General features: G+C 70.8%; 16 protein-coding genes and 2 pseudogenes. 7 read left to right on the forward strand and 11 right to left on the reverse strand.

The genetic code is table 11. From position 1 onward, the window contains the following. Positions 1-16: 16 nt before the first annotated feature. Entirely contained in the window at positions 17-1,453 is a 1,437-nt protein-coding gene (locus C8E87_RS05530; protein WP_239080252.1) for a sensor histidine kinase, read from the forward strand. Next, positions 1,453-2,112 (forward strand): response regulator, encoded by a 660-nt coding sequence (locus tag C8E87_RS05535; RefSeq protein ID WP_133876640.1) that lies wholly within the window; start codon positions 1,453-1,455, stop codon positions 2,110-2,112. The genes C8E87_RS05530 and C8E87_RS05535 overlap by 1 nt, the downstream gene beginning before the upstream one ends. Positions 2,113-2,167: 55 nt before the next feature. Here C8E87_RS05535 and C8E87_RS46620 read toward each other — a convergent pair whose 3' ends face one another. From C8E87_RS46620 to C8E87_RS05555, 5 genes and pseudogenes are all read right to left on the reverse strand, one after another. Continuing rightward, complete coding sequence (locus C8E87_RS46620; RefSeq protein ID WP_341771754.1) at positions 2,168-2,941, reverse strand: ABC transporter ATP-binding protein; 774 nt, start codon at positions 2,939-2,941, stop codon at positions 2,168-2,170. Positions 2,942-2,947: 6 nt separating this feature from the next. After that, a pseudogene (locus tag C8E87_RS45335) lies at positions 2,948-3,372 on the reverse strand (ABC transporter ATP-binding protein); the annotation flags it as partial. Between the two features lie 6 nt (positions 3,373-3,378). Next, positions 3,379-4,212 carry a carbohydrate ABC transporter permease gene (locus C8E87_RS05545; RefSeq protein ID WP_133872079.1) on the reverse strand — a complete coding sequence of 278 codons (834 nt, stop codon included), beginning with the start codon at positions 4,210-4,212 and terminating at the stop codon, positions 3,379-3,381. After that, positions 4,212-5,096, reverse strand: a complete 885-nt coding sequence (locus C8E87_RS05550) for a carbohydrate ABC transporter permease (protein WP_133876641.1) — start codon at positions 5,094-5,096, stop codon at positions 4,212-4,214. The genes C8E87_RS05545 and C8E87_RS05550 overlap by 1 nt, the downstream gene beginning before the upstream one ends. 62 nt (positions 5,097-5,158) lie before the next feature. Beyond that, the gene (locus tag C8E87_RS05555) at positions 5,159-6,442 is read right to left on the reverse strand and encodes an ABC transporter substrate-binding protein (protein WP_133872080.1); all 1,284 of its coding nucleotides are present in this window, start codon (positions 6,440-6,442) and stop codon (positions 5,159-5,161) included. Positions 6,443-6,624: 182 nt separating this feature from the next. Between C8E87_RS05555 and C8E87_RS05560 the strand changes: the two genes are divergently transcribed. Continuing rightward, positions 6,625-6,894, forward strand: coding sequence for a hypothetical protein (locus C8E87_RS05560; RefSeq protein ID WP_133872081.1), 270 nt, complete (start codon positions 6,625-6,627; stop codon positions 6,892-6,894). A 108-nt stretch (positions 6,895-7,002) separates the two neighbouring features. Here the strand turns inward: C8E87_RS05560 and C8E87_RS05565 are convergent, their stop codons facing one another. Continuing rightward, a complete protein-coding gene (locus tag C8E87_RS05565; protein WP_239080251.1) occupies positions 7,003-7,572 on the reverse strand; it encodes a TetR/AcrR family transcriptional regulator in 570 nt (189 codons plus the stop codon). A gap of 76 nt (positions 7,573-7,648) precedes the next feature. Here C8E87_RS05565 and C8E87_RS05570 point away from each other — a divergent pair, with 76 nt between their 5' ends. After that, entirely contained in the window at positions 7,649-8,809 is a 1,161-nt protein-coding gene (locus C8E87_RS05570) for a macrolide family glycosyltransferase (RefSeq protein WP_133872083.1), read from the forward strand. Between the two features lie 47 nt (positions 8,810-8,856). Here the strand turns inward: C8E87_RS05570 and C8E87_RS05575 are convergent, their stop codons facing one another. From C8E87_RS05575 to C8E87_RS05585, 3 genes are all read right to left on the reverse strand, one after another. Next, complete coding sequence (locus C8E87_RS05575; protein ID WP_133872084.1) at positions 8,857-10,119, reverse strand: aminotransferase class I/II-fold pyridoxal phosphate-dependent enzyme; 1,263 nt, start codon at positions 10,117-10,119, stop codon at positions 8,857-8,859. A gap of 43 nt (positions 10,120-10,162) precedes the next feature. Then, positions 10,163-13,219, reverse strand: a complete 3,057-nt coding sequence (locus C8E87_RS05580) for a putative bifunctional diguanylate cyclase/phosphodiesterase (protein ID WP_133872085.1) — start codon at positions 13,217-13,219, stop codon at positions 10,163-10,165. A gap of 77 nt (positions 13,220-13,296) precedes the next feature. Further along, on the reverse strand, positions 13,297-15,642 hold the full coding sequence (locus C8E87_RS05585) for an SCO7613 C-terminal domain-containing membrane protein (protein WP_133872086.1): 2,346 nt from the start codon (positions 15,640-15,642) through the stop codon (positions 13,297-13,299). A gap of 94 nt (positions 15,643-15,736) precedes the next feature. Between C8E87_RS05585 and C8E87_RS46915 the strand changes: the two are divergent. The 3 genes and pseudogenes from C8E87_RS46915 to C8E87_RS05600 all read left to right on the forward strand — a co-directional run. Next, positions 15,737-15,979 (forward strand): annotated as a pseudogene (locus tag C8E87_RS46915) (ATP-binding cassette domain-containing protein); the annotation flags it as partial. A gap of 248 nt (positions 15,980-16,227) precedes the next feature. After that, positions 16,228-17,343, forward strand: a complete 1,116-nt coding sequence (locus C8E87_RS05595) for an NAD(P)/FAD-dependent oxidoreductase (protein WP_133872088.1) — start codon at positions 16,228-16,230, stop codon at positions 17,341-17,343. After that, the gene (locus C8E87_RS05600; RefSeq protein WP_133872089.1) at positions 17,340-18,194 is read left to right on the forward strand and encodes an RNA polymerase sigma-70 factor; all 855 of its coding nucleotides are present in this window, start codon (positions 17,340-17,342) and stop codon (positions 18,192-18,194) included. Before C8E87_RS05595 ends, C8E87_RS05600 begins: the two co-directional genes overlap by 4 nt. On the opposite strand, the gene C8E87_RS05605 is transcribed toward C8E87_RS05600, so the two are convergent. Both C8E87_RS05605 and C8E87_RS05610 read right to left on the reverse strand, forming a co-directional pair. After that, positions 18,181-18,573: a TIGR03668 family PPOX class F420-dependent oxidoreductase gene (locus C8E87_RS05605; protein WP_239080250.1), complete on the reverse strand. Its 393-nt coding sequence runs from the start codon at positions 18,571-18,573 to the stop codon at positions 18,181-18,183. The genes C8E87_RS05600 and C8E87_RS05605 overlap by 14 nt on opposite strands. Then, positions 18,570-19,400 carry an LLM class F420-dependent oxidoreductase gene (locus C8E87_RS05610; RefSeq protein ID WP_133872091.1) on the reverse strand — a complete coding sequence of 277 codons (831 nt, stop codon included), beginning with the start codon at positions 19,398-19,400 and terminating at the stop codon, positions 18,570-18,572. The genes C8E87_RS05605 and C8E87_RS05610 overlap by 4 nt, the downstream gene beginning before the upstream one ends. Positions 19,401-19,437: the final 37 nt, after the last annotated feature.

Below are 19,437 nucleotides of genomic sequence, written 5' to 3' on the forward strand. Positions count from 1 at the left end.
TCCGTAGGCTTCGCTCATGTCGTCGCTTCTGTTCGCCCTGCTGGTGCCCGGTCCGCCGGGCAGCCCGCGTGCGACGCTGCGCGACCGCACAGCCGATGTCGTCGCAGTGCTGTCCGCCCTGGCCTACGGCGCGCTCATGGTGCCGCTCGGCGACGCGACCTCGGTCCACGCGGCGATCCCGTGGCAGGCCGACGTGGCAATCGGGCTCGCCTGCACGCCGGCCCTGCTGGCACGTCGCCGCCGGCCGCTGGCTGTGTGCCTGGCCCTGCTCCCGTTCGGCGTCATCTCGGTGATGGCGACCGGCCCGATCCTGGTCGCGCTGTTCACGGTCGCGATCCGGCGCCGCGCGCGGCTGGTGCTCGTCCTGGCCGCGGTCCACGTGCTCACCGGCGTCGTCTATTACGCGCTTCAGCACGACCCGCCGTTCGATCTCTGGGTCGACCTGCTGATGCGGGCGGTCACAGGGCTGGCCGCGGTCGGGTGGGGCCTGTTCCTCAAGGCCTACCGGCACCTGACCTCGTCGTTGCGGGCCGAGGCGGAAAACGCGCAGGCCCAGGCCGAGATGCGCATGGAGCGGGCCCGGCTCACCGAACGCGCCCGCATCGCCCGCGAGATGCACGACGTGCTGGCCCACCGCATGTCGATGGTGAGCCTGCACGCCGGGGCGCTCGAGGTACGCACGGACGCCACCCCCGACGAGATAGCCACGGCCGCCCGAGCCATCCGCGTCAGCGCCCACCTGGCCCTGGAGGAGCTGCGCTCGGTGATCGGCATCCTCCGTCAGCCCGCCACCACCACCGGCATCGGCGCTCACAGCAGTGGCGTTGACGGCAGGCGCGCCGACGCCTACAGCAACGACGACACTGACGTCGAAGACGCATCACGGGCAGGCCCGAGCATGCACGACACGATCGTGGTGCTGGGCAGTCTCCTCGGGCCCGGCACGAGCCACCGCGGCGCCGAGGGCGATACCGGCGCACACAAGGTGGCCGGCGTGGGTTTGGTCGGCGGACGCGGGGACGACGGTCGCCGTCGGCATCGTGGCGGTGTCCGGGTGGAGCCGCCGCAGCCGCGCTTCTCCGACCTGCCCGACCTGTTGACCGAGGCCCGGTCGTCGGGCATGAAGATCGACGTGTGGGTGGCGCCGCGCTCGGTGCCCTCCGAGGAACTGGAGCGGACGGCCTATCGCGTGGTGCAGGAGGGGCTGACCAACGCGCGGAAACACGCCCCCGGCGGCGACGTCGAGGTGCGACTGGACGGTGGGGGCGATCGCGACCTGCGCATCCTGGTCACCAATTCGCTGCTTCACGAGCCCGGCGGCGACGAAGTGCCCGGGTCCGGCACAGGCCTGACCGGGGTCGGCGAGCGGGTGGCGCTCGCCGGGGGGCGAGTGGAGTACGGCGCCGAGGACGGCCGGTTCCGGTTGGAGGCCTGGCTGCCGTGCAACCAGTGATTCAGCGTCCGGTGCGGCTCCTGCTGGTTGACGACGACTCGATGGTCCGGACCGGGTTGCGGCTGCTCTTCGGCGGGGACAGTGGCTGCGTCGTGGTCGGTGAGGCGGGCGACGGCGACGAGGCGGTCACGGCGGTGCGAGCGCATTGGCCCGACGTGGTGCTGATGGACATCCGGATGCCGCGGGTCGACGGGGTGGAGGCGACCCGGCGGATCCGGCGCCTGCCCCACCCGCCCGAGGTGGTCATGCTGACGACCTTCGACGTGGACGAGCTCGTGGTGGAGTCGATCAGGAACGGGGCCTGCGGGTTCCTGCTCAAGGACACGCCGCCGCGGGAGATCATGGCCGCGGTCCGGGCGGCGGCGCGGGGCGAATGTGCGATTTCGGGCCGGATGCTGCGGCCGATCGTCGACCTGGTCGCGAGCACTGCCGAAGGGTCACGGCGGTCTCAGGCGATCAAGCGGTTGGACACGCTCACCGATCGGGAGCGGGAGGTGGCAGTCGGGCTGGGCCGGGGCTGGTCCAACGCGGAGATCGGCGCCGAGCTGGGCATGGGGGTGTCGACGGTGAAAGGGCACGTCTCGCGCGTGCTCGGCAAGCTGCTGCTCAACAACCGCGCGCAGGCCGCCGTGCTGATGCACGAGGCGGGCCTGGTCTGACCGCCGGGGGACGTGCCGAGCGCCCGGCACAGGGCCGGGCGCTCGCCGATGCGGTTCAGGAGGCGGACACCCCCGCGGCCTTGCCCTCGTGGAGGGTGATGTTGCGGCCGTCGCCCGGGTCGAACAGGTGGATCTTGTTGAGGTTCATCCAGATGCGGGCCTCGCCGCCGTCCCGTACGCGGGACTCGGCCGACAGGCGAGTGACCAGGTTGTCCTGCGGCGGCAGGTCGGCCCCGCCGGCGTCGGCGGCCAGGTCCTCCAGGTCGGCGGCGACCGCGTGTTCCCCCTCGACGGTCAGGTAGACGTACTTGTCCGAGCCCATCGACTCGACCAGGTCGACCGGGGCGGTGAACTCGAAACCCTTCTCCCGCTGGTGCTCCTCGATCAGGTTGGCGTCCTCGAAGTGCTCCGGCCGGATCCCCACGATCAGCTGCCGGGGAGCGTCCGCCCCGCTCAGTCCCTGCCGCAGCCGGTCACCCAGCGGCAGGTCGCCCAGCGGCGTACGCAGAAGCGACTCCTCGACCGTGGCGGGCAGGAAGTTCATCGACGGCGAGCCGATGAACCCCGCCACGAACAGGTTCACCGGGTTGTCGTACAGGGTTTGCGGGTCCCCGACCTGCTGGATGTAGCCGCCCCGCATCACCACGACCCGGTCGCCCAGGGTCATCGCCTCGGTCTGGTCGTGGGTCACGTACACCGTGGTCGTGTTGAGTTGCTTCTGCAGCCGCGACACCTGCGTGCGCATCTGCACCCGCAGCTTGGCGTCGAGGTTCGACAACGGCTCGTCCATGAGGAACGCCTTCGGTGACCGCACGATCGCCCGGCCCATCGCGACCCGCTGACGCTGACCGCCCGACAGGTTGGCCGGCTTGCGGTCCAGGTACTCGGTCAGCTCGAGAACCCGGGCCGCCTCGGCCACCTTCTCCTTGATAACCGATTTGTCCAACTTGGCGAGACGCAGGGGGAAAGCCATGTTCTCGCCCACGGTCATGTTCGGGTAGAGCGCGTACGACTGGAACACCATCGCGATGTCCCTGTCCTTGGGCGCCTTGTCGTTGACCCGCTCCCCGCGATCCGCAGCTCGCCCGACGAGATGTCCTCGAGCCCCGCGATCATGTTGAGGGTGGTCGACTTCCCGCAGCCCGAGGGCCCGACCAGGATGATGAACTCGCCGTCGGCGATCTCCAGGTCGACCGCGTGCACCGCCGTGGTCCCGTCCGGGTATTTCTTGGTCACCTTGTCGAGAACAATGTCAGCCATCGTTACCTAACCCTTCACGGCGCCGGACGTGAGGCCCGCGACGATGCGCCTCTGGAAGAACAGCACGAACAGGATGATCGGGATCGTGATCGTCACGGCTGCCGCCGAGATGGCCCCGGTGGGGTCCTCGAACTGCGAGGCGCCGGTGAAGAACGACAGCGCCACCGGAACCGTGCGGGACCGCTCGGTCGAGGTCAGCGAGATGGCGAACAGGAAGTCGTTCCAGCAGAAGATGAAGACCAGGATGGCCGTGGTGAAGACTCCGGGCGCGGCCAGCGGCGCGATCACCTTGCGGAACGCCTCGCCCTGGGTCGCGCCGTCCATCTTGGCGGCTTTTTCCAGGTCCCACGGGATCTGCTTGAAGAACGCCGACAGCGTGTAGATCGCCAGCGGCAGGGCGAACGTGATGTACGGCAGGATCAGGCCCAGCCAGGTGTCGAAGATCCCCAGGTTGCGTTCGATGTTGAACAGCGGGGACACGAGCGAGACCTGCGGGAACATCGCGATGAGCAGCGAGACGCCGACGAGCGCCTTCTTGCCGGGGAAGTCGAGCCGGCTGATCGCGTACGCGGCCATGGTGCCGAGGACGACGGCGATCGTGGTGGAGATCAGCGCGATCCCGATCGAGTTGATCAGGGCCCGGACGAACTGGTCGGTCTGGAAGATCAGCTTGTAGTTGTCGAACGTCCACTCGCGCGGGATGAAGTTGCCGTCGGTGAGCGTCGCGGTCGTCTTGAACGACAACGAGACGATCCACAGCACGGGGATCAGCGCGAAGACGACGACGACCGCGTCGAGCAGACCCCATTTGACCTTGGCGGAGGTGGTCTCGGCCGCCATCAGCGCCTCCCCTCGTCGGTGCTGCCGGGTGCCGCCGTGCCGAAGAGCTTGACGAAGATGAACGCGATGATCGCCACGGTGACGAAGATGAGCACCGACATCGTCGAGCCGATGCCGAGGTTGAGACCCTTCATCAGGTTGTTGTAGGCGATCATCGAGACCGACGACGTCTCGTTGGCCCCGGCCGTGAGCACGTAGATGTTGTCGAAGACGCGGAACGCGTCGAGCGTGCGGAACAGCAGCGCGACCAGGATGGCCGGCTTCATCACCGGCAGCATCACCTTGGTGAACCGCTGCCACCAGGAGGCGCCGTCCATCGACGCGGCTTTGAGCAGGTCGTCCGGCACCAGCGCCAGCCCGGCCATCAGCAGCAGGGCCATGAACGGCGTGGTCTTCCAGATCTCGGCGAGGATGATGATGGCCAGGGCGCTGGCTCGTTCGGTCAGCGGCGCCCCGTCCGGCGAGACCAGGTTGGCCAGGTAACCCGTGCCCGGCGTCCAGGCGTAGCGCCAGCTGAACGCGGCGACCACGGTGACGATCCCGTACGGGATGAGAGCGCTGGTCCGCACGAGACCGCGCCCGATGATCGTCCGGTGCATGATCAGCGCCAGGCCCATGCCGAGCACCAGCTCCACGGCGACCGAGATGACCGTGATCAGCATGGTGACGCCGAACGCGGTCCACCAGTACTCGTTGCTCAGCACCGTGGCGTAGTTGGCCAGCCCGATGAACTCGCGGTTCTCCGGGAACTTGAGGTCGTAACGCTGCAGCGACAGCCAGATCGAGTACAGGATCGGGTACGCGGTCACGGCCACCATGACGAACGCCGCGGGCGCGCAGAGCAGCCAGCCGAGCCGGCGTTCCTGCCTCTTGCCCTCGCTCAGCCCTTTCTGTGGCGACGGAGCCGCGGTTTCCGCAGAGGCGGTCTTCTGACGGGAAGCGACGCTCACGGCAGCACTCCCTTCGAGTCGATGGCGGCCTGGATCGACTCACGGAGCGAGTCCGCGGTCTGCCGCGGCTGGATGGAGGCCGGCGGGGACAGCTCGGCCGACACCACGGTCGACAGGTTCTGGTACGCCGGGGTCCGTGGCCGCGGCGCCGACGTCTTGAGCTCGTCGAGCAGCACGTCCTTCATCGGGTAGGCCTCGTTCATCGACGGGTCGTTGTAGACCGACTCGATGGACGGCGCCTGGCCCGACTTGGTGGCCAGGAACAGCTGGCTCTCCGGCCCCCGCAGGCAGCGGATCGCCTCGAAGGCCAGGTCCGGGTGTTTGCTGTAGGCGCTGACGGCCAGCTCGGACCCGCCGATGGTGGTCCTGCTCGGCTTGTCCGCGTCGATCGCCGGATAGCGGGCCCAGCCGACGTTCTTGGCCAGGTCGGGGGCCTCCTGCACCATCGACGCCCAGACGAACGGCCAGTTGAGCTGGAACGCGCCGCCGCCGGACTGGAACGCGCGGCGGACGTCGTCCTCGACCGCGTTCGAGAACGACGGGCTGGTCACACCAGCGGTCGCGAACGTCTTGAGCGTCTCCAGCGCCCGCACGGCGCCCTCGTCCATCACGGCCTTCTTACCGTCCTCGTCGACCACGTTGCCGTCGACGCTGGCGACCAGGCTGTTGTAGAGCACGACCAGGCCCTCGTACTGGGCGCCCATGGTCATCACCTGGTAGGTCTTGCCCTCGGCCTTGAGCTGCTGGGACATCTTGATCATTTCGTCCCAGGTCTTCGGCGGGTTCGGCACCAGGTCCTTGCGGTACCAGAGCAGCTGCACGTTGGTGTTGTTGGGCGCCGCGAACAGCTTGTCCTCGTACTGGGCGGCGGCGACCGCGGGTTCCAGCGTCTCGCTCTCCACCTCGTTCTTGAGTTCCCCGGTGACCTCCCGGATCCAGTCCGCGCTGGCGAACTCCTGGGTCCAGGTCACGTCCATGCCGAGGATGTCCATGCTGTCGTCCTTGGCCGCGAGCCGGCGGACCATCTGCACCCGCTGGTCGTCGGCCTGCCGCGGCAGGACCTGGTACGAGATCTTGTACTTGCCCGCCGCCTCCTGGTTGCACCGGTCGACGACGCTCTGCATGTTCTCGACGGGCGAGTTGTAGAAGTTGAGGACGGGCACTCCCCCGTCATCGGATCCGCAGGCTGCCAACGGTGCCGTCAGGGCGATCGCGGCCCCCGCCGCAAGTGCCCGGACGCGCAGGGTGCGCCTCTGCGGATGTTGGTCGTTTGTCGCCATTGACCCTCCATCCGGCCGGAAACGCGTCGAGTGATCGGGATCACTCGACGGCCATGGTTGTCCTGCCCCAGGCGGTGCGGAAACAAACCAGTAATGCATCCGGAACGCGGACGGAGGGCGCGCGTTTAACCCCGTGACGCGGATGGGTACCCGCGTCACGCCGATCTACATAGGGGGATGACATGGCCGAGCCGCAGGTCACGCTGGATCCGCGCACGCTCAACGTGGTCGAGCAGAAGCTGCGCGGGCCGCTGGAGGATCAATTGACCTCAGCGCTGCAGGCCGCCACCGACAAGATCCGGCACTCGTACGCCGGGGAGAGCGTCGACGAGGTGACCGAGCAGCTGTTCGAGCGCACCAAGGCCGGGCTGCACCCGGACATCGCCGCCGGCTTCCACCCCGATCACGCCCAGTTGCGTCGCGTGGCCGAGGCCATCGTCACAGGTCACTGACGATCGCCCGGATCGTGTCCATCGCCTTGAGGCGGTCGGCGCCCTCACCGAGGCCACGATCCGGGAGGATCAGCTCATCAAGACCGTCGCATCGCCTCACCCTGCCAGTCAGGGCCGCAACGCCGCCAGCACATGATCGGCCAGCGCGTCGGCGTACTCCGCGTCCAGCGGGCCGTTGCGCAGTTGCCACCGATGGAAGACCGGCCCGAACATCAGCTCAACGGCAAGGTCAAGATCTGCCCCCGTACGGATCTGACCCTGCTCACGGGCGGCGGCAAGGCGATCCCGTACGGCGTGCAACTGCGGCCGCAGCAAGCGATCACGTACCTGTTCGGCGAGGTCGTCGTCGGTGAGCATCTCGACGGTCAGCGCCCGCGTCGTCGCCGAGAGCCGGGGGTCGCCGAACTCGGCCACCGTGGCGCGCACGACCTGGCGCAGGTCGGCCTCGAGGTCGCCGCTGTCCGGCAGCGCCATGGGCATCGCCTGCTCGGCCAGCGCCTCCAGCACCACCTCGCCCTTGCGCCGCCACCAGCGATAGATCGTCTGCTTGCCGACGCCGGCGCGGGCGGCGATGGCCTCGATCGTCACCTTGGCGTAGTCGGTCTCGGCCAGCAGGGCCAGCGTCGCGTCGAGGATCGCGCGGCGGGACTGTTCGTTACGGCGGGCGGCAGCGGGCACGGGGTCGATCCTATCGCACGCGAGACGAGACGTCTCGTCTTGACACCCAGGCGAGACGATACGTAGCGTCTCGCTCATGGCTCATATCGCGATGGTCAGCATCCCGTTCCACGGTCACGTCAACCCGAGCGCCGAGGTCATCCGGGCACTGGTCGCCCGCGGCCACCGCGTCACCTACGCCAACGACCCCCGCTTCGCGTCCGCGGTCGCCGCCATGGGGGCCGAACTCAAGCCGTACGCCTCGAAACTGCCTGCCAACGACGACGACTGGGCCGGGGATGCGATCGACCAGCTCACGCTCTTCCTCGACGACGCGATCGCGATGCTGCCGCAACTGCGCGACGCGTACGCCACCGACCGCCCCGACCTGTTCCTCTACGACATCGCCGGCGCGCCCGCCCGCCTGCTGGGCGAGCAGTGGGGCATCCCCGCCGTCCAGCTCTCCCCCACGTACGTGGCCTGGGAGGGCTACGAGCAGGAGATGGCCCCGATGATCGACCAGATGCGGGCCGACCCGCGCGGGGCCGCCTACTACGACCGGTTCGCGGCGTGGCTCGCCTCGGAGAACTCGTCCGCGAGGGACAGCCTGTCGTTCCAGGGCCGCCCGAGCCGTGGCCTGGTGCTCATCCCCCGCGCCCTGCAGCCCGGCGCCGACCGTGTCGACCCGGCCGTCTTCGACTTCGTCGGCCCCGTCCTCGGCGACCGGGGCTCATGGTCGCGCCCCGCCGGCGCCGAGAAGGTCCTGCTCGTCTCGCTGGGCTCCGCCTTCACCAACCACCCTGCCTTCTACCGCCGCTGCGTCGAGGCCTTCGGCGCCCTGCCCGGCTGGCACACCGTCCTGCAGATCGGCGACCGCGTCGACCCCGTCGCGCTGGGCGACGTGCCCACCTCGATCGAGGTGCACTCCTGGGTCCCCCAGCTGGCCGTCCTCGAGCAGGCCGACGCCTTCCTGACCCACGCCGGCATGGGCGGCGCGAGCGAGGGCCTCTACTGCGGGGTCCCCATGATCGCCGCCCCGCAGGCCGCCGACCAGTTCACCAACGCCGACCAGCTGACCGCCCTGGGCGTGGCCCACAGAATCGACCTCGAAACCGCAACCCCGGCCGAGCTCCGCGACCACCTGCTGGCCCTGACCACCGACACCGCCGTCCAGGCCCGCTGCGCCGCCCTCAAGCAGCAACTCCACACCGAGGGCGGCGCGCACCGAGCAGCCGACCTCATCGAAAAGATGCTGTGACGGTGCTTACTGACGACGCCGCAGCGGCGCCGGTGGATCGGGGAAGATCACTGCTCGGCGCGGCGCAACCTGCCGGCGGCGGCGAGCTCGGTGATGACGGCGTTCAGCTCGCCGATCTCCTCGTCGCTGTTGGCCGCGGTGATCTGGGCCCGGAAGCCGACCTGGCCGCGGGGAACCAGGGGGTACGCGGCCAGCGTGACGTAGATGCCGCGGTCCCACAGCAGCCGGCCGACGACGTCGATGTCCTCACCCTCGGCCAGCGGCAGCTCGATCACCGGCGTGCTGCCGGTGTTCGGGGTGAAGACGCCCAGGCCGCGGACGTGGTCGAGCACCGTCATGGTCTTGCGGTACAGGTCGGCCCGGATGTCGTCGCCGCGCTTCTCGTTGAGGTCGAGACCGGCGTTGACGGTGGCCAGCGACGCGGTCGGGGCGGGGCCCGAGTACAGGTACGGCGGGGCCGAGACCTTGAGGTGGTTCTTGAGCCAGGTCGGCAGGGCCAGGAAGGCCAGCAGCGACGAGTACGACTTGGAGAAGCCGCCCACGAGCACGACGTTGTCGTACGTCTCGCCCGAGTACTTGACGATCGCGTTGCCCTTGAGGCCGTACGGGCTCTTCTCGTGGGCGGCCCGCTCGCCGATCACGCCGAAGCCGTGCGCGTCGTCGACGTAGAGCAGGGCGCCGTACTCGCGGGCCACGGCGGCGAACGCCTTCAGGTCGGGCGCGTTGCCGGTCATGCTGTTGACGCCGTCCATCGCCACGACCTTCTGCACCCCGGCCGGGGCCGCCTTGAGCAGCTCCCGCAGGTGCTCGTGGTCGTTGGCGCGGAACCGCTGCACGGTGGCGCCGAGCCCACGGGCGTACACGGAACCGTCGTAGATCGTCTTGTGGGCCTGCGCGTCGAGGAAGATCACGCCCTTGCCCGCCAGGATCGGCAGCACCGACATGTGGATGTGCGTGATGGTCGGCAGGACCAGGGTGTCGGGGGCGTCGAGCAGGGCGGTCAGCCTCTCCTCGATCTGGGGGTAGAGGGCGGGGTTGCCGAGCAGGCGCGACCAGCTCGGGTGGGTGCCCCAGCGCGCGACCTCGGGGGCGATCGCGTCCATGATCTCGGGCTCCAGGTCGAAGCCGAGGTAGTTGCAGGACGCGAAGTCGGCCAGCCAGTGGTCGCCGACCCGGATACGACGGCCCTTGATCTCTTCGATCGTGGCGTCGTACATCGGGTTGCCGCCGCGCAGCCGCTCGAGGTCGGCCCACCGTCCGTCACGCTGGACGAACTGGAGGCCGTCACCGGCGAGGGAAGCGTCGTTCATGGTTTTCCTTTCGGGGGCGTTACCGGGGTGATGGCAGGAACGTTCAGTGCGAGAGCGCGGCGTGCCGGTTGTGCAGGTAGACCTGGAACTCGTCCGAGGTGATCGGCTTGGAGAACAGGTAGCCCTGCCCGTACGAGCAGCCCATCTCCTGGAGGGCGGCGCGGTGCCCGTCGAGCTCGATGCCCTCGGCCACGACGGCCAGGTCGAGCGTGCGGGCCAGGTTGACGATGGTCTCGACCAGCGCCATCTGCTGCCGGCTGTCGAGGATGTCGTCGATGAACGACTTGTCGATCTTGAGGACGTCGACCGGCATCTGGCTCAGGTAGCTCAGCGAGGAGTAGCCGGTGCCGAAGTCGTCGATGGCGATCCGGACGCCCATCGAACGTAGCTCGCCGAGGTCGCGCCACACCTGGTCGGCGTCGTGCAGCACCAGGCTCTCGGTGACCTCCAGCAGCAGCCACTCGGGCCGCGCGCCGGTCCCGGCGAGCACCGCGCGCACCTCGTCGACGAACCCGGGCGTACGGAACTGCCGGGCCGAGACGTTCACGCTGACGTACCGCATGTTGCCGCCGGCCTCGGTGTGCCGCCACTCGGCGAAGGTGCGCAACGCCTCACGAAGCACCCAGCCGCCGATCGCGACGACCGAGCCGTTCTCCTCGGAGAGCTCGATGAACTCGTTCGGGCCGAGCAGGCCGCGGGCCGGGTGCTGCCAGCGCACGAGCGCCTCCAGCCCGGCCACCTCACCGGTCGGCAGGTCGACGATCGGCTGGAACCGCAGGCGCATCTGCCCGCCCTCGACGGCCTCGTTGAGCGCCGAGCGCATCTCGAGCCGGCGCATCATCGCCTCGTGCATCTGGTCCCGGTACCGCTGCCAGGTGTTCTTGCCCTCGGTTTTGGCCCCGTACATCGCCACGTCCGCGCGGCGCAGCAGCTCGCTGATCCCGGTCGCCTCGGCGCTGGTCGCGAGGCCGACGCTGGCGGCGCCGTTGACCAGGTGAGTGGCGCCGGTGGCGTCGGTGACCTCGATCGGCTGGGCCAGCACGGCCACGATCAGCTCGGCGACCCGCTCCGCCTCGTCGCTGCCGCCGACGTGGTCGATGAGCACGGCGAACTCGTCGCCGCCGGTGCGGGCCACGGTGTTCAGCGGCCCGACGGCCTCACTGATCCGCCGGCCGGCGACGGTCAGCAACTGGTCGCCGGCGGCGTGCCCGAGGGAGTCGTTGACCTCCTTGAAGTCGTCGAGGTCGACGAAGAGGACGGCCACCTCGTGCCCGCGCTCGGCGGCGTACGTGGCCGCGTGCTCGAGCCGGTTCTGGAACAGGGCGCGGTTGGCCAGGCCGGTCAGCGCGTCGTGGTACGCCTGGTGGGCCAGGTCGCTCTCGAGGCGGCGCCGCTCGGTGACGTCGCGGATCGTGACGACCAGGCCGTCCACCGCCGGGTCGTCGCGCAGGTCGCGGCAGGTGCACTCGACCTGCAGCAGCAGGTCGTCGCCGGAGATCGCGGTCAGGTCGACGCCGTCGCGGGAGCCCCGGCCGTCGCGCACCTGGTCGAGCAGGGAACGCAGCTCGGCGTGGTCGGTGGCGGCGATGAGCCGCGACAACGGCAGGCCGGCCAGGTCCGTACGGCCGAACACGGGCAGGGCGGAGGGGCTGGCGTACCGGATGGTCTCGTCGTCGCCGACGATCAGGATCACGTCGGAGGCGCTCTGGATCAGCGCGCGGAAGTAGTCCTCGCTGCTGCGCCGGTTCACCTCGTCGGTCAGGTTGATGCGCTCGACGGCCATGGTGCCCTGCGCCATCAGCGCTTCGAACAGCGGCTCGACCACGGTCAGCAGCCCTTCGTCACCGGCCAGGTAGACCTGGTGGTGGCGGGACGGGCCGTCGGCGGTGCGGCCCGCCGCGATCGACTCGGCCCGCAGTGCCTGGTCGAAGCCGCCCAGCTCGGCGCGGACCGCTTCGGGCAGGTCGGCGACCCGGACCCGGCCGGTGGACATCACGCCGGTCGGCATGCCCGGGTCGGCGTCGACGCCGAGCATGTGGAATCGGTAGTCCTCGCCGGCCGGCACGATGTCGGCGATGGCACGGCGCAGGGCTGCGCCGGCCTCCAGGACACTGCGGGCCGCCACCAGGTCGGCGCCGGTGAGGCGCAGGGTGCGCTCCCGGGCCGCGGTCTCGCGCTGCGACTGCATCAAACCGGCGACACGGGCGATGACCAGCAGGAACATGACGCCGGAGGCGGTAGCGATCATCAGGGCGTCCTTGACCTCGCCGGCCAGGTGCTCGATGAACAGGACGGCCGGGGCGATCAGCGCGGCGGCCGACATCAGGGCCAGGCGGCCGCCGGCGGGAACCTGGGCGGCGCGCTCGGTGTGGGTCAGGTCGCGCATGGACGGGTGCAGGGCCGACATCGCGATGGCGGTGTAGAACAGCACCCAGCCGGCGTCGACCGGGCCGCCCACCTCCCAGCTGCCGGCGAGCTGCCGCAGGCCGTAGAGCACATCGGTGATCAGCAGGCTCGTACCGCCGACGACCAGGACGGTCAGCGCGACCGGCTTGCGGCCGCCCGCGGTCAGCAGGCGCGCGAACATGGCCAGCGCCAGCACGTCACCGAGCGGGTAGCCGACCGAGACCGCCTTCTCGAGGAACGTCAGGTCGGTGTCGTGCACGTACGGCGAGATCAGGAAGACCCAGAAGAGCAGGCCCAGACCGGCCGTGGGCACCAGCGCGTCGAGCAGGGCGGCGCGGTTGCCGGTGCCCGAACGGGCGCGGATGAAGATCAGCAGCGCGCCGGCCAGCATCGGGTAGACGAGCAGATAGAACAGGTCGGCCGGCGACGGGAACGGGTTCGCCATGCCGAGGAAGTCGGTCTGGATGTTGAAGGTGGTGTCGCCCAGGGTGAAGCTGGCGACCACGGCCGACAACAGGTACCAGGGCAGCCGCCGCGACGGCTGGTGCACCCGGATGCCGACCAGCACCATGGCCGCGGCCGAGAAGCCGATCGTGGCCCACGTGTACATGGCGTACTGCGGCAAGGCGTAGAAGACGACGGTGAGGGCGACGACCCAGGCGCCGAAGCACACCTGTAAGCGCTTGGCCGGCATTCGTGCTCCGATCCGTCCGCGGGTTTCGGTTGAGCCCCACTGATCGGCATCCGGTCACGCTTGTTGAGGGGCGAGCGTCAGCTCATCCGCTGCATCAGGGTGCGAACGCGGCGCAGGTCACGGCGCCGGCGCTCGATAGTGGTGGCGATCACCACCAGCAGCAGGCCGGCCACGGCGAGCGGGATCCACCGCGGGATCAGGTCCCAGAACTGGGCCAGCTCGTGCAGGGCCAGCACGACCAGGACACCGCCGCCGACCAGCACGGGCGCCCGCAGCTTGAACACCGCCCCGGCCACCACGACCGCCACTGCCGCCACACCGAGCAGCAGGCGCCGCAGGTGCTGGCCGTCGCCCGCGAGCACCGAGGCGAGGCTGGGCAGCAGGGCCGCGACCAGCGCGGGACCGTAGGCGACCCAGCTCGACCGGCCCCGGCCGAACAGCACACCCGCCAGCAGGGCGACGGCGGCGGCCGGAACCGTGTACGCCTCCAACGTGGTGACGCCGTTGCCGGCCGCCACGAGGACGCCGGCGGCCACCTCGGACGCCACCGCCGCCAGCAGGTAACCGCGCTGCCGCGCCCGGATCGCGAGCACCAGGCCCCACAGCGCGAACACGATGGCGGCCCGTTCGGGGCCCGCGCCGGCGCCGGTTGCCGCCAGCACCAAGGCGATGGCCGCACCGGTGTGCGCGGCGACCTCGGCGGCCGGCCTGCGCAGCGCGGTGACCAGGGCCGAGACGGCCAGGACGGCGAACATCTGCGGGAGGTGGTCCGTGGTGAACGCGGCCACGCCGGACCAGGCCGCGGCGGGCACGGCGAGCAGGCCCACCAGCAGGCTCCCGGTGTGCAACGGGTCGCGGGCCGAGTCGCGGGTCAGGGTCGCGGTGGCGCACCCCAGCACGGCGACGGCCGCGAACACGCCGGCGGCCACCCCCGGCTCGGGCAGACCGGTCGCGACCGCGTGCGCCCCGAGCGGAAGCGCGACGAACACCGCGGCCCGGTTGAACCGCACCGCCACCCCCAGACTCACCGCCACCAGCACCAGCTCGACGATCGGGGTGCCCCACCACGGCAGCTGCAGGCCGGTGACGGCGATCAGTGCCACCGCGATCAGGCTCACGAGGACCCGCCGGCCCGCCGGCACCAGCGCCACCGCGGCCGCGCCGAGCAGGGCCAGCGCGACCGGCAGCACCCAGCCGGCACGGGCCGGGTTCTCGTCGAAGTGCGCGACCAGCAGCGTCCGGAACGCCTCCACCATGGCCCAGCCGAAGGCGAACGCGGCCGGAGGCAGAACCGTGGCCGCGGCCCCGATCCGGGCGCCCACGCCGGCCCGCGGCACGGTCACGACCAGCACGGCGATCACCAGCAGCACCAGGGCCACCTCGGCCAGCGTGTTCCCGCCGCCCGGGGTGAGCAGCACGGTCACCCGCCCCGCGGCGATCGCCGTCGCCACCACCAGCAAGCCGTCCGCGACCTGACGGGCGACCGGCGCGGAGGCGACCAGCGCGCCCGCCAGCACCACGAGCGCGGCGGTCACCAACGCCGCGCCGCCGCCCGCGGCCCGGCCGGGGCTCGTCGTGTCGAAGAGGGCGACCAGCGCGGAGCCGGCGGCGGCGAGGGCGGCCAGGCTGCCCGCCAGCACAGCGGCGAAACCGAGGCCGCCGCGCCGGACGGCCAGGACGGCCACGTTGAGGGCGCCCACCGCGGCGAACGCGAAGCCCCACACCGCCGGGCCGGGCTCGGCCGCGGCCACCAGCAGCGGGATCACCGGCTGGGCCGCCACGAGCGCGGCGAAGCGGGGACCGGCCAGGCCGGTGAGGTGCTCGTAGCCGACCGCCACGGCGGCGGTGACGGCGCAGACCGCGCCCGCGTAACCCCAGGCGGAGCCGTCGGCCACGCCGAACAGGTTGACGTGCCAGGCGGCATACCCGTCGAGCAGCATCAGCAGCAACCCGATGGCGGCGAAGGTCTCGGCGGTGGCCGTCAGACGCCGGCGCAGCGCCACGAACGGCACGACGAGCGCGGCGCCGGTGACCACGGCCAGCACGACGGCACGGCCCCCGACACCGAACTGATCCCAGGCGACGGCGGTGAAGACGATCGCGGCCACCGCGAGCAGCAGCCCGCCGATCAGGAAGAGCGCGGTCTGGACAAGCCGGTTCGAAGCCTCCCCGGCCGGGGCCGGGGCCGGTTGCCGTTGCTGGATGCGCGCAGCGGCGGCCTGCCTCCGGCTCCACACCTGAGCGAGCGTCGCCTCCAGCCCGGCCACGGCTCGCCGGGCCTCGAACAGCCGCCGGTTGAGCTCGGCGATCTCGGCGTCGGCCCGCACCACCTCGATGGCGTCCGGGTCGGGGCCACGCCCGCAGGACGGGCAGCCGCTCTCCGGCGAGGCCGGGGTTCCGCACTGCGGGCAGGGGTACGTCATGCCGTCGATCCTTGTCGCCCGGCCGTCGTGCCGGGTGAGCACGCGTACTCAACCGGGCTGAGCACCTTGACGCGAGTGGTCGTACTGCTCGGCAATGATCGAGACCAACGCACTGACGAAGAGGTTCGGCAAGGTCGACGCCGTACGGGATGTGACCTTCACGGCCGCACCCGGGCGCGTGACCGGCTTCCTCGGCATGAACGGCTCGGGCAAGACCACCACGCTGCGGATGCTGCTCGGGCTCACCCGGCCCACCTCGGGCAGCGCGCTCGTCAACGGGCAGCCGTACAGTGCCCTCAAGGATCCGCTGCGGCAGGTCGGGGTCCGGCTCGCGGCCCCGCTGTCTTTCGAGACCCGGTTGCGCGTACGGGGTCGCGAACCCCACCGGTTGTGGCAGGCCTACGAACAGGCGGGCGCCGTGGTGACGACCGCCGCCGGCGGCAACCCTCGCGGGCTGTTGTTCTTCGCGGGCTGGACGGCGCCGGCGTTGGCTGTCGCCCTGTGGAGCATCCGCCGCGACCTGAGCGATTAGTGACGTAGGCCACCCGACGTCACGGAGGACCCGGCTGGTTCCGTCCCGCGGGCATGACTGACATCGTTGTTCTCGGGGCCGGTTACGCCGGTCTGGCCGCCGCCACCAACCTGGCCGGCCGCACCCGCCACCGCGGCGACCTGCACATCACCCTCGTCAACGCCTCCTACCGCTTCACCGAGCGCCTCCGCCTGCACTCCACCGCCGCCGGCCACTCCACCGCCGACTTCGACCTGCGCGAGGTCGCGGCGAAGGCAGGCGTCACCTTCGTCCAGGGCTGGGTCACCGCCGCCGGTACCGTCCGCGTCGACGACGATCGCACCCTGAGCTTCGACACCCTCATCTGGGCCCTGGGCAGCACAGCCGACACCTCCGACGTCCCTGGCGCCGCCGAGAACGCGTACACCCTCGACAGCTTCGCCGACGCCGAGGCTCTGGCCGCCCGGCTGAGGGAGATGCGAACCGGCGCCGTCCTGGTCTGCGGCACGGGCCTGACCGGGGTCGAGACGGCCGCCGAGATCGCCGAGCGCTACCCGGACCTCACCGTCACCCTCCGGGGCCGTGAGGAGCCGGGCGCCACGCTCACCCCCAAGGCCCGGTCCTACCTCATGGCCGTTCTGACCCGTTTACGCGTACGGGTGGAAAGCGGCGCCGAAATCAGCAAGCTGCTCCCCGGCACCGCCGACGTGGTGGTGTGGACGGCCGGCACCAGGGTCTCGCCTCTCGCCGCCGAGGCGGGGATGACGGTCGACGAGCGCGGCCGCATCGTCACCCGCCCCTCCCTGCGCTCGGTCTCGCACCCGCACGTGTACGCCGTCGGGGACGCTGCCGCCGTCCGGCAGCGCTACGGGATCATGCACGGCACGTGCCAGAGCGGGATGCCGACCGGGGTGCACGCCGCCGTGTCGATCGCCCGCGAGCTGGCCGGGCGGGAACCGCGGCCGTTCCGGTTCGGTTACTACCACGCGCCGATCAGCCTGGGCCGCCGTGACGCCGTGGTGCAGTTCACGCGCCCCGACGACAGCCCGCGCCGGGCCTTCCTGACCGGTCGCGCCGCCGTCTGGTACAAGGAGACGGTGACCGCCTCACCGTGGCCGACCTTCACCCGCATGGTCGAACATCCGGGTTCGGCGTCGTGGTGGCCGCGCGGGGGCCGGTTCACGCGATGACCGTCTTCGATCAGCATCAGCGGCTGCTGTTCTCGATCGCCTACCGCATTCTCGGCTCGGCCACCGACGCCGAGGACGCGGTGCAGGAGGCTTGGCTGAAATGGTCGGCGGCCGATCGTTCACAAGTTGCCGACCCCAAGGCGTACCTGGCCCGCATCGTCACCCATCAGGCGCTCGACCAACTGCGGGCGGCCCGGAGCCGGCGCGAGACCTACGTCGGCCCGTGGCTGCCCGAGCCGGTGCTGACCGCCGACGCCACCGAGCACGACGACGTCTCCACGGCGATGCTGGTGGTGCTCGAGACCCTCGGCCCGATCGAGCGCGCGGTGTTCGTCCTCAAAGAGGTCTTCGATTTCCCGTACGGGGAGATCGCGGCCGCCGTCGACCGGAGTGAGCAGGCCGTACGCCAGGCCGCGCACCGGGCCCGCGAACATGTGCGGGCGCGGCGGCCGCGGTTCCTCACCGACCGCGGCCGGCAGCGAGAGGTCACCGACCGGTTCCTGGCGGCGGCGGCCGGGGGCGACATCAACGGGTTGCTGCAGTTGCTCGCGCCGGATGTCACGTTGTGGACCGACGGCGGCGGCAAGGTCCGTCAGGCGCGCAAACCCGTCTCGGGCGCTCAGCGGGTGGCCGCGTGGATGGCCGGGGTCGCCGGCTCCCCGTACGAGGGAATCGCCCCCGCCGACATGCGAGCCGAGGTGGTGGAGATCAACGGGACAGCGGGTGTGCTGTTCACCGGGGCCGGCCGCGTGATCGCCACGCTGACGTTCGACCTCGGCGAGGACGGGCTGATCCGGGAGATCTACAACGTGGCCAACCCCGACAAACTGCGCGCCGTCACGCGTGGCTGACCCATTCCGACCAGCGCTCGACGGTGATCTCGACGAACGGCCCGGCCGGCGGCGACTCCCGATACCGCGGGTAGCGCTCCTTCAAGGCCTCAAGGGCTTCCCCGTACGCCTCCAGCACGCGCGCCGTCCCGTCGGCGCGCACCCACCACAGCCGGGACCAGTCCGGCTCGTAATGATCGGCGAGCACACTGACCCGGGGGTCGGCCGCGATGTTGGCCAGCCGCTTCAACGCCCGCGACCGTTTCGGTTTCCCGTCCACAGCGAACACGATCCTGTCCCCCAGCAGCGCGAACACGATCGGCACCAGGTGCGGCCCGTCGGGCCCGGCCGTCGCCAGCCGGGCCACTTCGACGGTGGCGAACCGTTCGGCGGGTGTCACCGTCCGGTCAGCTCGCCGATGGCCGCTTCCCATTTCTCCAGGGCCGGTTCGACCCGGCTCCACGGGCCGGACGGCAGCCACGTCGACACCCGGTCGATCCCGGCCCGCTCGCACTGCTCGAGGGCTTTCGGGTCGGCCGGCACGCTCAGCATCTGCACCTGCAGGTAGCGGTCGGCGCGGGCGCGCAGCTCGGTGATCCGCTCGAAGACGTTCTCGTCGCGCCACTGCGGGAACCAGCCGTCGCCGTGGTCGAGGACCCGGTCCAGCACGGTCGGGCCGCCGCCCCCGATCAGGATCGGCGGGTGGGGGCGCTGCGCCGGTTTGGGCCACGACCAGATCCGGTCGAAGTTCACGTACTTGCCGTGGTAGGTGGCCTCGTCGTGCCGCCAGATCTCGCGCATGGCCTGGATGCGCTCGGTCATCACCGGAACCCGTACGCGGGGATCGGTGCCGTGGTTGAGCATCTCCTCGCGGTTCCAGCCCAGGCCGACGCCGAACTCGAACCGCCCGCCGCTGAGGTGGTCGACGCTCGCGACCTCCTTCGCGGTCGTGATCGGGTCGCGCTCGGTGACCAGGCAGACGCCGCTGCCGATGCGCAGCCGGCTGGTCGCCTCGGCCGCCGCGGTCAGCGCCACGAACAGGTCGTACGTGTGCCAGTACTTCTGCGGGAGCTGGGCGCCGCCGGGCCAGGGCGTGTCACGGCTCGCGGGGATGTGCGTGTGCTCGGCGAAGAACAACGCCGAGTGCCCGCGTTCCTCGGCCCGCCGGGCGATCTCGCCGGGCCGCATGCCGTCGTGGGTGGGGAAGTAGCCGACACCGAATTCCATGCACCGATCCTATGAACCTCCCGGCTCCGAACAGCGT

Source organism: Paractinoplanes brasiliensis, from assembly GCF_004362215.1.
GTDB classification, from domain to species: Bacteria; Actinomycetota; Actinomycetes; order Mycobacteriales; family Micromonosporaceae; genus Actinoplanes; species Actinoplanes brasiliensis.

Bases quoted from the DNA above. Each gene is read 5' to 3' on its own strand.
- C8E87_RS05530 (WP_239080252.1), top strand. From the start codon at position 17: ATGTCGTCGCTTCTGTTCGCCCTGCTGGTGCCCGGTCCGCCGGGCAGC.
- C8E87_RS46620 (WP_341771754.1), bottom strand. From the start codon at position 2,941: ATGGGCCGGGCGATCGTGCGGTCACCGAAGGCGTTCCTCATGGACGAG.
- C8E87_RS05545 (WP_133872079.1), bottom strand. From the start codon at position 4,212: ATGGCGGCCGAGACCACCTCCGCCAAGGTCAAATGGGGTCTGCTCGAC.
- C8E87_RS05555 (WP_133872080.1), bottom strand. From the start codon at position 6,442: ATGGCGACAAACGACCAACATCCGCAGAGGCGCACCCTGCGCGTCCGG.
- C8E87_RS05560 (WP_133872081.1), top strand. From the start codon at position 6,625: ATGGCCGAGCCGCAGGTCACGCTGGATCCGCGCACGCTCAACGTGGTC.
- C8E87_RS05570 (WP_133872083.1), top strand. From the start codon at position 7,649: ATGGCTCATATCGCGATGGTCAGCATCCCGTTCCACGGTCACGTCAAC.
- C8E87_RS05575 (WP_133872084.1), bottom strand. From the start codon at position 10,119: ATGAACGACGCTTCCCTCGCCGGTGACGGCCTCCAGTTCGTCCAGCGT.
- C8E87_RS05580 (WP_133872085.1), bottom strand. From the start codon at position 13,219: ATGCCGGCCAAGCGCTTACAGGTGTGCTTCGGCGCCTGGGTCGTCGCC.
- C8E87_RS05585 (WP_133872086.1), bottom strand. From the start codon at position 15,642: ATGACGTACCCCTGCCCGCAGTGCGGAACCCCGGCCTCGCCGGAGAGC.
- C8E87_RS05595 (WP_133872088.1), top strand. From the start codon at position 16,228: ATGACTGACATCGTTGTTCTCGGGGCCGGTTACGCCGGTCTGGCCGCC.
- C8E87_RS05600 (WP_133872089.1), top strand. From the start codon at position 17,340: ATGACCGTCTTCGATCAGCATCAGCGGCTGCTGTTCTCGATCGCCTAC.
- C8E87_RS05610 (WP_133872091.1), bottom strand. From the start codon at position 19,400: ATGGAATTCGGTGTCGGCTACTTCCCCACCCACGACGGCATGCGGCCC.